Annotated in this window: 12 protein-coding genes; 7 read left to right on the plus strand and 5 right to left on the minus strand. The window is 62.0% G+C overall.

The features are described 5' to 3' along the window. Positions 1 to 22 precede the first annotated feature (22 nt). Positions 23 to 871, plus strand: coding sequence for a GNAT family N-acetyltransferase (locus tag B5E41_RS08770; RefSeq protein ID WP_088392816.1), 849 nt, complete (start codon positions 23 to 25; stop codon positions 869 to 871). A 2-nt stretch (positions 872 to 873) separates the two neighbouring features. Here B5E41_RS08770 and B5E41_RS08775 read toward each other — a convergent pair whose 3' ends face one another. Beyond that, a complete protein-coding gene (locus B5E41_RS08775; RefSeq protein WP_088393235.1) occupies positions 874 to 1,791 on the minus strand; it encodes a DMT family transporter in 918 nt (305 codons plus the stop codon). Positions 1,792 to 1,982: 191 nt separating this feature from the next. Between B5E41_RS08775 and B5E41_RS08780 the strand changes: the two genes are divergently transcribed. After that, positions 1,983 to 3,281: an adenylosuccinate synthase gene (locus tag B5E41_RS08780; protein WP_020922114.1), complete on the plus strand. Its 1,299-nt coding sequence runs from the start codon at positions 1,983 to 1,985 to the stop codon at positions 3,279 to 3,281. A 60-nt stretch (positions 3,282 to 3,341) separates the two neighbouring features. Beyond that, entirely contained in the window at positions 3,342 to 5,828 is a 2,487-nt protein-coding gene (locus tag B5E41_RS08785) for a RodZ family helix-turn-helix domain-containing protein (protein ID WP_088392818.1), read from the plus strand. 243 nt (positions 5,829 to 6,071) lie between these two features. Here B5E41_RS08785 and rpoH read toward each other — a convergent pair whose 3' ends face one another. Both rpoH and B5E41_RS08795 read right to left on the minus strand, forming a co-directional pair. Next, positions 6,072 to 6,980 (minus strand): RNA polymerase sigma factor RpoH, encoded by a 909-nt coding sequence (rpoH, locus tag B5E41_RS08790; protein WP_020922112.1) that lies wholly within the window; start codon positions 6,978 to 6,980, stop codon positions 6,072 to 6,074. A gap of 190 nt (positions 6,981 to 7,170) precedes the next feature. After that, positions 7,171 to 8,196: an RluA family pseudouridine synthase gene (locus B5E41_RS08795; protein ID WP_088392820.1), complete on the minus strand. Its 1,026-nt coding sequence runs from the start codon at positions 8,194 to 8,196 to the stop codon at positions 7,171 to 7,173. A 41-nt stretch (positions 8,197 to 8,237) separates the two neighbouring features. Here B5E41_RS08795 and B5E41_RS08800 point away from each other — a divergent pair, with 41 nt between their 5' ends. Next, positions 8,238 to 8,621, plus strand: coding sequence for a hypothetical protein (locus B5E41_RS08800; RefSeq protein WP_088392822.1), 384 nt, complete (start codon positions 8,238 to 8,240; stop codon positions 8,619 to 8,621). 6 nt (positions 8,622 to 8,627) lie between these two features. Further along, complete coding sequence (locus B5E41_RS08805; RefSeq protein ID WP_088392824.1) at positions 8,628 to 9,449, plus strand: TrmH family RNA methyltransferase; 822 nt, start codon at positions 8,628 to 8,630, stop codon at positions 9,447 to 9,449. Between the two features lie 3 nt (positions 9,450 to 9,452). On the opposite strand, the gene B5E41_RS08810 is transcribed toward B5E41_RS08805, so the two are convergent. Both B5E41_RS08810 and B5E41_RS08815 read right to left on the minus strand, forming a co-directional pair. Beyond that, a complete protein-coding gene (locus B5E41_RS08810; RefSeq protein WP_088392826.1) occupies positions 9,453 to 10,613 on the minus strand; it encodes a coiled-coil domain-containing protein in 1,161 nt (386 codons plus the stop codon). Between the two features lie 116 nt (positions 10,614 to 10,729). After that, the gene (locus B5E41_RS08815; protein ID WP_088392828.1) at positions 10,730 to 11,317 is read right to left on the minus strand and encodes a DUF1134 domain-containing protein; all 588 of its coding nucleotides are present in this window, start codon (positions 11,315 to 11,317) and stop codon (positions 10,730 to 10,732) included. Positions 11,318 to 11,510: 193 nt separating this feature from the next. Between B5E41_RS08815 and chpT the strand changes: the two genes are divergently transcribed. Continuing rightward, the gene (chpT, locus tag B5E41_RS08820) at positions 11,511 to 12,158 is read left to right on the plus strand and encodes a histidine phosphotransferase ChpT (RefSeq protein ID WP_011426568.1); all 648 of its coding nucleotides are present in this window, start codon (positions 11,511 to 11,513) and stop codon (positions 12,156 to 12,158) included. 119 nt (positions 12,159 to 12,277) lie between these two features. Beyond that, positions 12,278 to 12,640, plus strand: a complete 363-nt coding sequence (locus B5E41_RS08825) for a response regulator (RefSeq protein WP_088392830.1) — start codon at positions 12,278 to 12,280, stop codon at positions 12,638 to 12,640. Positions 12,641 to 12,675 lie beyond the last annotated feature (35 nt).

Raw genomic sequence — 12,675 nt, forward strand, 5'->3', positions numbered from 1 at the left:
ACATTCAATCTGGGAAGGTCGCATGAATTCGGAATTTGCCGTTCGTTCGATGCGGCCCGGCGAATTGGAACTCGTGCTCGAATGGGCGCGTCAGGAGGGGTGGAATCCGGGTCTCGATGATTCGATTGCATTCCTCGAAGCCGATCCGTCGGGATTTTTCGTCGGCTCTATCGGTGAAGTCCCAGTCGGCTCGATCTCGGTCGTCAAATATGGCGACAGCTTCGCCTTTCTCGGCCTCTATATCGTCCACCCGGATTTCCGCGGCAAGGGTTACGGCAAGGCGATCTGGGAAGCGGGGATCGCCACGGCGGAAGGTCGGACGATCGGTCTCGACGGCGTTGCCGCGCAGCAGGGGAATTATCGCGAGGCCGGCTTCGAGCCCGCCTATTCCACCATTCGTTACGGCGGTGTTGCCTCCTCTTTGCCGGCCTCGACGCTTGTCGCGCAGCCGGTGCTGGATTCACGCTTGGAAGGGTTGCAACGGTATGATGCGGCGGTCTTTCCGCAGCCGCGGGATGCCTTCCTCGCCGCCTGGTGCACCAGCCGCAAGGGGCGGCGTACGGCCGTGGTCCGCAAAAGCCACAAGATCCGCGGTTACAGCACGATTCGCCGCTGTTACGAAGGCTACAAGATCGGCCCGCTTTTCGCCAACGATGCAGACAGCGCCGCGGCGCTGCTTGCCGAATTGATCCCCGAGGCAAAGGGGGCTCAGATATTCATCGATATTCCCGCCGAAAACCACGAGGCGATCGCGCTCGCCGAAAGCATAGGCCTTCAGCCGGTGTTCGAGACCATGCGCATGTATCGCGGGCCGGCGCCAGCCATCCCGTTGAAACACGTCTTCGGCGTGACGACGCTGGAGCTTGGTTAAGCCTAATCCACGGGTGAGGCAGGCACGGTGGGAGCGGACGCTTTCGGCCGGCCCCTTTCGGCGATCGCGATGCCGCCCAGCGTCAGCATCAGCGCTACCATATGGAAGGACTGAAGCCTTTCTCCGATCAGTACGACGGAGAGCACTGTTCCGAATACCGGCACGAGATTGATGAAGAGACCGGCGCGGTTGGCGCCGATAGCCTCGACGCCTTTGATATAAAGGATCTGCGCCAGCAATGAGGGGAAGATCGCCGTATAGAAGGTGATGCTCCAGCCGGCCTGGTCAGGCCACTGCGCCGCGCCGCGGCCGATCTCCCAAAGAAGCAGCGGGAGCGAGGTCAGCATGGCGGCGAGGGCGGGGAAGGCCATCAGCGTGCGCCAATCGACTGCCGGCTTCCAGCGCAGGAAGATGGTGTAGAGCGCATAGGCGGCAATGGCGATCAGCATCAGCCCGTCGCCGCGATTGAGCTGCAACTGCAGCAGCGTGGCCAGGTCGCCATGGGCCGCCGTCAGTGCCACGCCCAGCAGCGTCATGCCGAAGCCGAGACATTGCGCCAGCGAGATGCCGGTGCGGAAAAAGAAGAAGTTCAACAGGAAGATCAGCATCGGAATGCCGGCCTGCTCGATGGCGACGTTGATCGCCGTCGTATATTGCACCGCCGAGTAGAGCATGGCGTTGAAGAGTGTATAGCCGATGGCGCCGTAGCAAAGGAGCAGGGGCAGGTTTTTCCTCGCCACGGGCCAATCCTTCTTCAGTTGCGGCACGGATATCAAGGCGATGAGCGCAACGGCGAGGAACCAACGCAGAAAGGTCAGCATCATCGGGCTGATATGACCGACGGCAAGTTTGCCGGCGACGGAGTTGCCGCCCCAGCAGAGGGTGGCGATGACGAGGCAGATATAGGCTGTGGCTTGCAAGAGCGTTCTTCCTCGTCTTTTGCGATCGATCATCGGCCTTTTCCCAGGGGAAATAGACTGCCGGCTGCTGATTTGTCACGTAAAAAGCCCAATCGGCTGTGACAACAGGGTCGCTTTCCCAAAAACAAAGCTTTATAGATGCGCGGGTTTGAGCAGGTGTGCGGTTTTCCGCCGGTAACAGGAAGAGTTGGATGACGAACGTAGTCGTGGTCGGTTCGCAATGGGGTGACGAAGGCAAGGGCAAGATTGTCGATTGGCTTTCGGAACGCGCGGATATTGTCGTGCGCTTTCAGGGCGGACATAATGCCGGCCATACGCTCGTCATCGACGGCACGAGCTACAAGCTCTCGCTGCTGCCCTCCGGCGTCGTGCGCCCCGGCAAGATGGCGGTGATCGGCAACGGCGTCGTCGTCGATCCGCACGCGCTGATCGCCGAGATCGAAAAGCTGTCCGCCCAGGGCGTGACGATCAGCCCCGATAATCTGCGGATCGCCGACAATGCGACGCTCATCCTGTCACTGCACCGTGAGCTCGACGCGATGCGCGAGGATGCAGCCTCCAACAGCGGCACCAAGATCGGCACGACGCGCCGCGGCATCGGCCCGGCCTATGAAGACAAGGTCGGCCGCCGCGCCATCCGGGTCATGGATCTTGCCGATCTCGACAGCCTTTCCGGCAAGGTCGACCGTATTCTGACGCATCATAACGCGCTTCGCCGCGGCCTCGGCGTCGCCGAGGTCAGCCACCAGGCGATCATGGACGAGCTCACCTCGATCGCCGATCGGGTGCTGCCGTACCGTGACACGGTTTGGCTTTTGCTTGACAAGGAGCGCCGCAAGGGCGCCCGCATCCTGTTCGAAGGCGCGCAGGGCAGCCTGCTCGACATCGACCACGGCACCTATCCTTTCGTGACCTCCTCCAACACCGTAGCCGGCCAGGCGGCCGCCGGTTCGGGCATGGGACCAGGCTCGCTCGGCTATATCCTCGGCATCACCAAGGCCTATACGACGCGCGTCGGCGAAGGCCCGTTCCCGACGGAGCTGACCGACGAAATCGGCCAGTTCCTGGGTGAGAAGGGGCATGAGTTCGGTACCGTGACGGGGCGCAAGCGCCGCTGCGGCTGGTTCGACGCAGCACTGGTGCGCCAGTCGGTTGCCACCAACGGCATCACCGGCATCGCGCTCACCAAGCTCGATGTGCTCGACGGTCTCGAGGAATTGAAGATCTGCGTCGGTTATATGCTCGACGGCGAACAGATTGATCATCTTCCCGCAAGCCAGGGAGCGCAAGCTAGGGTCGAACCGATTTATGTCACGCTCGAGGGATGGAAGGAATCGACCGTCGGCGCCCGCAGTTGGGCGGATCTTCCGGCGCAGGCGATCAAGTATGTTCGCCAGGTCGAAGAATTGATCGGGGCGCCGGTCGCGCTCCTTTCCACCAGTCCGGAGCGGGACGACACGATACTTGTGACCGATCCGTTTGAGGATTAAGGTCACGGCCCACTGTGGAGGACAGTTCGGCAGAAGGCCGGACTTCTTGAGAAAGTAAGAATGGCGGATTTTATTGCAGTTATTCGGCGGGCTGTCGACGGTCTGGCTGAAAATACGCCCGAGATGCGGGTGAAAGTCTACGAACGTGCTCGCGGCGCAGTGCAGCGGCAGCTCGAGAACATGAAGCCGCGTCCGCCGGAAGCCATGCTGCAACGCCAACTCGAAAAGCTCGAGGCCGCTATTCGCGAAGTGGAGGCGGAACACTCCGAAGCGTTGCCCCTCGAGGAGGCGGCTGGCGCCGGTCCTGAGCCGGAAACCTTGGAAGAACAAGCGGTTCCTGACGAAAGCACGTCGCCGCCTGCGCCCCAGTCGGCTGTCGACGAGCCGGCCGGTGAAGCCGATGCGGGCTTGCCGACGCCTGACGCCGTCCACGAGCCCGATCACCTAGAAGCCGACGCAGGGCAGGAAACTGAGGAAGAGGTCGCGGCCGAGGAGCCCCTTTCCGCGGAACCTGAGCCCGAACAAACGCCTGTTTCCGCTGAGACAGCTGCACCCGCTGAGACCTATTGGCATCCCTCGCACGAGGAGGAGGCGCCGGCCGAGGAATGGCATGCCGGCGAGGCGCGTGACGTCGCCGCCGAAGAAATGCAGCCGGAACATCACGGCTTCGAAACGCCGCCTGCCGGTCGTTCCTACGAGGAAGCCGACGAGTATCGTGCCGATGAGCAGCATCCCGTGGCGGCCGAGGAGATCCCGGCCGAACCGGCGATGGCGGAAAGCCATGAACCGAAGGCCGAGGCGGCTTACGAGCCCATCGAGTCGTTTCAGCCGGTCACACGCGGCATGGAGCATGCATCCAACCGGCTCGTGGAGCCGGTCGCCGATTTCGATCGTGCGCAGGAATTCGTCGAACATAGCCGCGAGGAGCCGCTGCAGGCCGATGCTGCGGGACATTTCGATCCTGTCTGGGCCGAGCCTGCCGTCGAGACGCCGGCTCCGGCGCCCAAGGATGCCGAGACCGAATGGGCCGAAGAGGAGCTCCGGCAATATTCGGAAACGGCGCCAGTTACGGCCGACGCTTCGGCGCGTGCCTTCGAAGACGTGATATCGAGTCTCGAGAAAATGACGCCCGCCGCTGTCATGCCGGTCGCCAAGGAAGCTTTTTCCTGGGAGAAGGCTGCCTTCGACGACCTGCCGCCGATCGAGGCGGGCACCGACAAGAAGACGCCGGTTTCCTCGCATTTCGACGACGTTGATATCTTTGCGGAGGTGCACGACGGCAAGCCTACCCCCCCCGCCGGCACCCCGAGCGAGGGGTGGCGCGAAGCGAAGGCCCTGCGTGGCTATGACCGCCGCGGTCCGATCGCCACTGACGATGACGACGCCAATCCGGCGATGGATATCGATCAGATCGTCGCCTCGAAGCTGCAGGGCAAGAATTTCCGCATGGAACCGAAGCGCCGCCGCTTCGGCATCGGCACGATAATCACTCTCCTCTTCGCACTTATCCTGATCGGTGGCGGCGCCTATGCCGGCTGGATGAACAGAGAAGCGCTGGTGGCGATGGTCGATGGGCTTGTCAGCTCGGCGCCATCGCAAGCTACGAGGAACGAGGCGGCAATGACGCCGGCGGGGTCCGAGACGCCGGCCCAGACCACGCCGACGCCAGCCCAGCCAGCTGCGCCGGAAGCGCAGAATACGCCGCCGGCACCGGCACAGCCGAACCAGCAAGTGGCGTCATTGAACAATGACGGCGCGGCGGCCAATTCCAAATTTACGCAACGACTGCTTTCCGACGGAACTGAAGTCGATAGCGGCCCGGCGACGGTGCCGGGAACGCCGACGGCCGAAGGAAAATCGGTGGCCGAGCAGAACGTCGCGGCGGCGGATACGCCGGCGGCCAGTGCGCAAGGCGATGCGGCCCCGCCCGAAACGCTGACGCCGAACGGTCCTGCGGCATCGCCGCAGCAGGCTACTCCGGTTGGTTCGTCGGAAAAAATGTTCCTCTATGAGGAGCGTATCGGCCAGAGCTCGCCGACGGCGATCGAGGGAACTGTTGTCTGGAGCGTCCAGCACGAGGCCGGACAGAACGGCCGGCAGGAAGCGACGATACAGGGCAATGTCACCGTTCCCGAGCGCAACCTCTCGGCTCTCGTCACCTTCAAGCGCAATTCCGATCCGTCGCTGCCGGCGAGCCATCTCGTCGAGATCGTCTTTTCGGTGCCGCCCAACTTTGAAGGCGGCAGCATCGAAAGTGTCCAGCGCATCTCGATGAAGCGCACCGAGCAGGATCGCGGCGACGCGCTGATCGCGGTTCCGGCCAAGATTACCGATGATTTCCACATGATCGCGCTCAACGACTACCCCGATGCGCGCAAGGCAAATCTCGATCTGCTGTCGACCCGCAACTGGATCGATATTCCGATCACCTATCGCAACGGCCGCCGCGCGCTGCTGACGATGGAGAAGGGGGGCACGGGAACGAATGCCTTCAATACAGCCATCAAGGAATGGACTGCACTCGGGGATGTCTCGACGAGCCAGTGATGGCGGATGCTTCGTTTTTCTTGAGACATTTGTTGCCGGGCGAACTTAACCGCTTGCTCCCTCTTCTCCCCGCTGGTCGCCGCTGGTCCCCGCTGGGGAGAAGAGATTCGTTGTAACGTCCTGCCTTGCTAAGACATCTGCGGACAGGTTGGATGATGGCGCACCGCACGCTTCAATTGACAAAACAAAAACGCCACCTCCCGCATCGGGAAGGTGGCGTTTCCAACTGTACGTTCAATTCTATCAGGCCGTGGCTTCGACGACGCGGATGGCCTTGGCGCGTTCCAAGGCCTCCTTGCGAACAGCATCCTGCACCTTTTCAAAGGCGCGGACTTCGATCTGGCGGACGCGTTCGCGGCTGATGTCGAACTCGGCTGAGAGATCTTCCAGCGTCACCGGGTCCTCGGCAAGGCGGCGGGCCTCGAAGATGCGGCGCTCGCGTTCATTCAGAACACTCATCGCTTTCGCCAGCATGCGCCGGCGGGTTTCGAGCTCATCCTGTTCGATCAGCACGTCTTCCTGGCTCTCGTGGTCGTCCACAAGCCAATCCTGCCATTGACCGCTGTCGCCTTCGGCCGCCTTGATCGGCGCGTTCAGCGAGGCATCGCCGGAGAGACGGCGGTTCATCGAGATGACCTCCTCCTCCGAGACGTTCAGCTTGGTGGCGATTTCCGAGACGTGCTCCGGCTTCAGGTCGCCGTCGTCGATCGCCTGGATGCGGCCCTTCAGCCGGCGCAGGTTGAAGAACAGGCGCTTTTGGTTGGCGGTCGTGCCCATCTTCACCAGCGACCACGACCGTAGGATATATTCCTGGATCGAGGCCTTGATCCACCACATGGCATAGGTGGCGAGGCGGAAGCCGCGTTCGGGATCGAATTTCTTGACGGCCTGCATCAAACCGACATTGCCTTCAGAGACGACTTCGCCGATGGGCAGGCCGTAGCCGCGATAACCCATCGCGATCTTCGCGACGAGGCGAAGATGGCTGGTGACGAGCTTATGGGCAGCGTCGCGGTCGCCATGCTCGGCATAACGCTTGGCCAGCATATATTCCTGCTGCGGCTCCAGCATCGGGAATTTGCGGATTTCGTCGAGATAACGGTTGAGACCGGCTTCGCCGGCGGTAATGGACGGCAAGGTATTTCGGGCCATAGTGCACCCTCCTAAAGTGAATTCCGGCTCCCGATGGAAACGCGCCCCCGCGTTAAAAGGCGAACCGGGACGTGCGGCTTTTGTTCCAAGCCCGCACTAAGTCTATGTACAGATAAGTATGGCGAAACGGCGGTTCAAGGTGCCGCTCACGCAGGTGTGAGGCGGCGGGCGTGGTGTCCCGAAGCCGTCTTTATTGCCGCAATGCCGCGACCAGTTTCACCATGTCGGCCGGCAGCGGTACTTCGAAATGCATGAGTTCGCCGGTGCGGGGATGCTCGAACTGGAGCATGAAGGCATGCAGTGCCTGACGGCCGAAATCATTGACGATCTTGCGGATCTCTTCGGGCAGAAGATTGGCCTTGGTCCTGAAGCCGGCGCCATAAACGGTGTCACCAACGAGCGGATGACCGATATGGGCCATGTGCACGCGGATCTGATGGGTGCGGCCGGTTTCCAAGTGGCACTCGACCAGCGAGGCGAGCGCGGTCGCGTCAGGGTTCTCCTGGAAGCGCTCGATCACTTCGTAGTGGGTGATTGCCGCATCGGCATCCTGGCTGTCGGGGCGCTTGACGGCCCGGCGGGTGCGGTCACCGGTGGCGCGGCCGAGAGGTGCATCGATTGTTCCCGACAGACTGCGGGGACGGCCCCAGACGACTGCCCGGTAGGCCCGCTCCAGCGGCATGGTGCGGCCGTGGTCGGCAAATTGAAGCGAGAGGTGGCGATGGGCGACGTCGTTCTTGGCGACGACCATGACTCCTGTCGTATCCTTGTCGAGACGATGGACAATGCCGGGACGGCGCACGCCGCCGATGCCGGAAAGCGTATCGCCGCAATGATGGATCAGCGCGTTGACCAACGTTCCTGTCCAGTTGCCGGAGCCGGGATGGACGACCAGACCCGCCGGTTTCGATATGACGATAAGGTCATCGTCCTCATAAAGGATGTCGAGCGGAATATCTTCGCCCTTTGGGGTCGGGTCTTCAGGCTCGGGCAGGGTGATTTCGAAGCTGTCGCCGACGCGCACCTTGCGCTGCGGATCGGTAACCTGCTCGCCTCGCAAAGAAACCAGCCCCTCCTTGATCAGCGCCTTGATGCGGCTGCGGGAAAAATCCTCACCGACCTGCGCGGTCAGCCATGCGTCGAGCCGGCCTTCGGCGGTTTCATCGGCGGTCAGGACTTTTCTAATGCCGGCTGCTTGTTTAAAGGGGTCGCTCAAGACGCTTCTTCTCCGACGTATTTTTAGAACGGAACGCACAGATGACAGCAATCGAGCCAGACGACCAGGAAGAGAAGCCCCTTGATCCGGCGATGGAAAGTGTCCGGCGCAAGATGGTCCGACTGCAGATTGTTTCCGGCGCCATCATGTTCGTCAGCCTTATGGCGGTCTTCGGCGCTGTTGTCTACAAGACGATGCGCGAGCCCAAGGAGACCGCGTCCACTGCCGCAGCCTCCGGTGTGCCTTCGGATGCACCGCTTGCGGCAACCCTTTCCCTGCCGCTCGGGTTCAAGGTGCAGTCCACTTCGTTTTCGACGGGACAGATCCTGTTCTATGGAGAAACGGTTGAAGGCACGAGGAAGGCGCTGGTATTCGATCTGAGGACCGGCCGCACGGTCGCCGACGTCACCGTCGCGGGGAATTGAGACGGGATGGCCGCCCCGATCGTCATCGACAGCGCCAACGATCCGCGCATCGCTGAGTTTCGCGATATAAGAGAGCGTGACCTGACGGGCCGGGAAAACCGATTTATCGCCGAAGGCACTGTCGTGCTGCGCATGCTCGCCGAGGCGCATGCGGCACGTCGCGGCTTCTCGGCCGAGAAAATCCTGCTGCTGCGCAATCGCGTCGACGGCGTGCAATCCATCCTGGAACGGTTTCCGGCTAGTGTGCCGGTTTATGTCGCCGAAGCTGAAGTGCTCGATGGTGTCGTCGGCTTTCATTTGCATCGCGGCATTCTCGCCCTCGGCAAGCGAGAGGACCGCGGCGAGGCAGCACTCCTCGACGCATTGCCGGAACGGGCGCTGGCGCTGGTCGGCTGCGGCATTTCCAACCACGACAATGCCGGCTCGATGTTTCGCAATGCTGCAGCCTTCCGGGCGGATGCCGTGCTGCTCGACGAAACCTGCTGCGATCCGCTCTATCGCAAGGCATTGCGTGTATCGGTCGGCTCGGTGCTGAGCGTTCCGCACCGGCGCGGCGGCAAGGCGCTGGACCTGCTTCTGGCGCTTGCCCAACGTGGCTTTACCATCTGGACGCTTTCGCCGCACGGGAAGACCGACATCCGCGCCATTCCGGCTGCGGCACGCATGGCGCTCGTCATCGGCACGGAGGGGGAGGGCTTGCCGGAGGCACTGCTGGCGCGCTTTCAGAGCGCCCGCATCCCACAATCGGACGAGCTCGACAGTCTCAACGCGGCGACTGCGACGGGGATCGCATTGTTTTCTATGGCCTCCGCCATGGGACGGATATGAGCTTTAATGCCCCGGATTGGCGATGATGGCGGCCGCCCTGTCGGCAAGGCTGACGCGATCGCTTGGGTTCTTGTTGCCGGCGTCCGGCAGCAGCGCGTGGATCGGTGAGGAAGGGCCTTCGTTGAGTGCGGTCAGCGCCACCATATTGGCGGCGATCGAGGCAATCTCTTCGCGGATCGCGCCATCGCGTCCAGTGACGGACTTTGCCTTCTGCAGGCGTTCGGCAAGGGCGGCGCTGCGCTTGCGGACATCCTCGCCTATCTCAGCCGTCACAGCGGCGGTGTCGAGCACGGACGCGGCCGTGTCTTCGGCCGTCAGTTCCGCCGGTAGTTCCGCCGCTATCTTGGCCAGGCCAGCGTCGCGCAGCACCCGGTTGATCTTGCGGATCTCGGCATTGGCGGCTTTCAACTGCTCCTTCAACTTGGCGACCTCCTGCTGACGGCGAGCGAGCTGCGTTTCCTTCTCGGCGGCGGAAGCGCTTTCGCGCGCAGCCTTGTCCTCCAGGCGGATCACCATATGCTGCTGCTGCGTCAGTTTCTGTTCGGCATCCCTAGCCCGCTTCTGCAGCAGGTTGACGTCCTGGCGCAATGTGTCGCGTTCGTCGCGCAGCGCGTTGGCGCGGAATTTCAGGCTTTCCGCTTCGGTCTCACGCGCGGCGAGATCGATTCTCAACCCGTCGGCCTGCTCGCTGAGTTTGCTCAGCCGCGTCCGCATTGCCGTCAGTTCGCTCTCCTTGTTGGCGGCGGATTGTTCGGCAATATGCAGATTGGTCTTCAACTGGCTGATATAATTCTCATCCTTGCGCAGGCGCGAGCGCTGCTCGGCCGCCTCGACATGCATCTCGCCGATCTGGGCCTGCAATTCGCCGATCTCGGCGGCGAGTCTGCCGGCATCGACGGCGAGCGCATCGTGGCGTAACTGGAGCGACAGAGATTTCTCGCGCTCACGCAAAAGGTCCTGGGTGGTGCGGGCATTTTCGGCGGCATGAAGCGCGCGCACCATATCCTTCTGGGCGCGAACCTCCTGCGGGCTCAGCGGCATCGTCGCCTTGAGACGGTTTTCGGTATACCAGACAATGCGGCGATGAACGGCCGGCGAGACCAAAAAGACGAGGAAGGCCGCGGTCAGGAAGCCCAATCCGAACAAGAGAGCGTATTCGATCACGGCGCGGCCATCGATTCGACAGTTGATGCGGGGTCAGCCGCGATGATTAAGCAGGCATGGCACGCATGGCAAGGCCGCCGATGCCGGCGGCCGCCGATTCATGCCGCTTTAAGGCCTCAGAAGGGGTTCCAGGTCGGCGCCTGGGTGATCTTGAGATAGCCGACATTGACCCCGAGGCGGGCGCCGACGCCGGTGCGGATCGGCACAACCAGCACGTCGTTGTTTTTCAGTACCGTCATGCCGAAGCCGGCGATCACATAGGCCGAGCCGCTGACGCCGCCGAAGCGGGCATAGATGCCGTCGATGGAGGGCAGGTCGTAGACCAGCATCATGACGCGCGAACCCTGGCCGCCGTAATCGATGCCGAGAGACGGGCCCTGCCAGTAGAGCGGATGCTCGCCGGCGTTCTTGGTGTTGAGTTGGCCTTCGCCGTAGGTGAGGCCGGCGATGAAGGCGCCGCCGCCTTCCTGCCCGAGAATATAACCGTTCGGCAGACCGTATTTCTGGAAGGCGCTCTCGACCACCTTGGCAAGGCCGCCGCTGGCAGAGCCGAAGAAGGAGTGGCCGGCATCGATGATCTCCTGCATCGTATACTGACCGTTGTTCTGGGCGGCGGCCGGTCCGGCAATCATCAGCGAGGAGAAGACGAGGGCCGAAATCAGCCTGCAGAAGCCAATGAATCGGTGCGGAAATCGAAGGCGCATGATGTCATCCGTTCGTCGTTTGGCTGGAGCGGGCACCCGCTCGCGTCGATTGCTGCATTTTGCGCCGATGATCTTAACAATCGGTTTACCAAATATGGTGTCATTATGGCACTGAATACGATCGCAAACTTCGCGCAATTTTGATGAAGCATATTGCGGGCGCGATGAGATTGCTGCCCTTCAGGAGACGATGATGTCCAAGAACCCGAACCTCACCCTGTCCGGCCCGGATTTGGCCGCGCTTCTCTGCAGCCGCGTTTGCCACGATGTCATCTCGCCCGTTGGCGCGATCAACAACGGTCTGGAACTTCTGGATGAAGGCGGTGCTGATTCCGACGCAATGGATCTGATCCGCACCAGTGCGCTCAACGCTTCCGTCCGTCTGAAATTCGCGCGCCTCGCCTTCGGTGCATCGGGTTCAGTTGGCGCCTCGATCGATACCGGCGAGGCCGAGAGGGCCGCCAAGGATTTTGCGATCGCCGAGAAGAAGACCGAGGTGATCTGGAACGGACCGCGCGCCATCGTGGCCAAGAACCGCGTCAAGCTGCTGCTCAACCTCTTCCTCGTCGCCTATTCGGCGATTCCGCGCGGCGGCGTGCTCGAGGTAACGCTCGAAAATCCCGAATTCGACGCCAAGTTCACGCTCACGGCGAAAGGCAAGCTGATGCGTCTGCCGCCGAAATTCGTCGAGATATCGACGGGCACGATCGAGGAAGCGATCGACGCCCATTCGATCCAGCCGTACTACGCCGTGCTTCTGGCCGAGGAGTGCGGAATGACGCTCGACCACAGCGCAAGCCCGGACGAACTGGTGTTCACGGCAACGGTTGCTGCGGTCTGATTTTCGGCGTGCAGCAGCATGCTCACGCCCGTCTGGTAACGATTCCTTAGCCTGATGGACCTATTCTCTTAGGTTGTGGAAGACCCCTCGTTGCGACGAATGCGGGGAAAGGAGCAGTCATGCAAAGGTTCATGATCACCGATAATTCGGACATTGTCCGCAAGGTCGGCAAGCGCATTCTCTCCGAACTCGACTTTCTCGTCAGCGAGGCCTCCAGTGCCGCCGAGGCGCTGCAGCACTGCCAGACAGAGTTGCCGGAATACCTGATCGTCGATTCCGGCATGGAAGGGGCGCTCGACCTCATCGCGGCCATCCGCGCCATGGACGGCGGCAAAGAGGTCAAGATCTATTACTGCGTCATCGAGGCGGATCTGAAGAAGCTGATGGCAGGTAAACGAGCCGGCGCCACCGATTTCCTGCTGAAGCCGTTTGATCGTAAGATCCTAACCGCCGTTTTCGGAAATCGCGCGATTGCTGCCTGACGGCAGCTTACTTCCCGGCCGCATCGGCCGTCCCT

Origin of the sequence: Rhizobium esperanzae (assembly GCF_002204185.1) — a bacterium.
GTDB classification, from domain to species: Bacteria; Pseudomonadota; Alphaproteobacteria; order Rhizobiales; family Rhizobiaceae; genus Rhizobium; species Rhizobium esperanzae.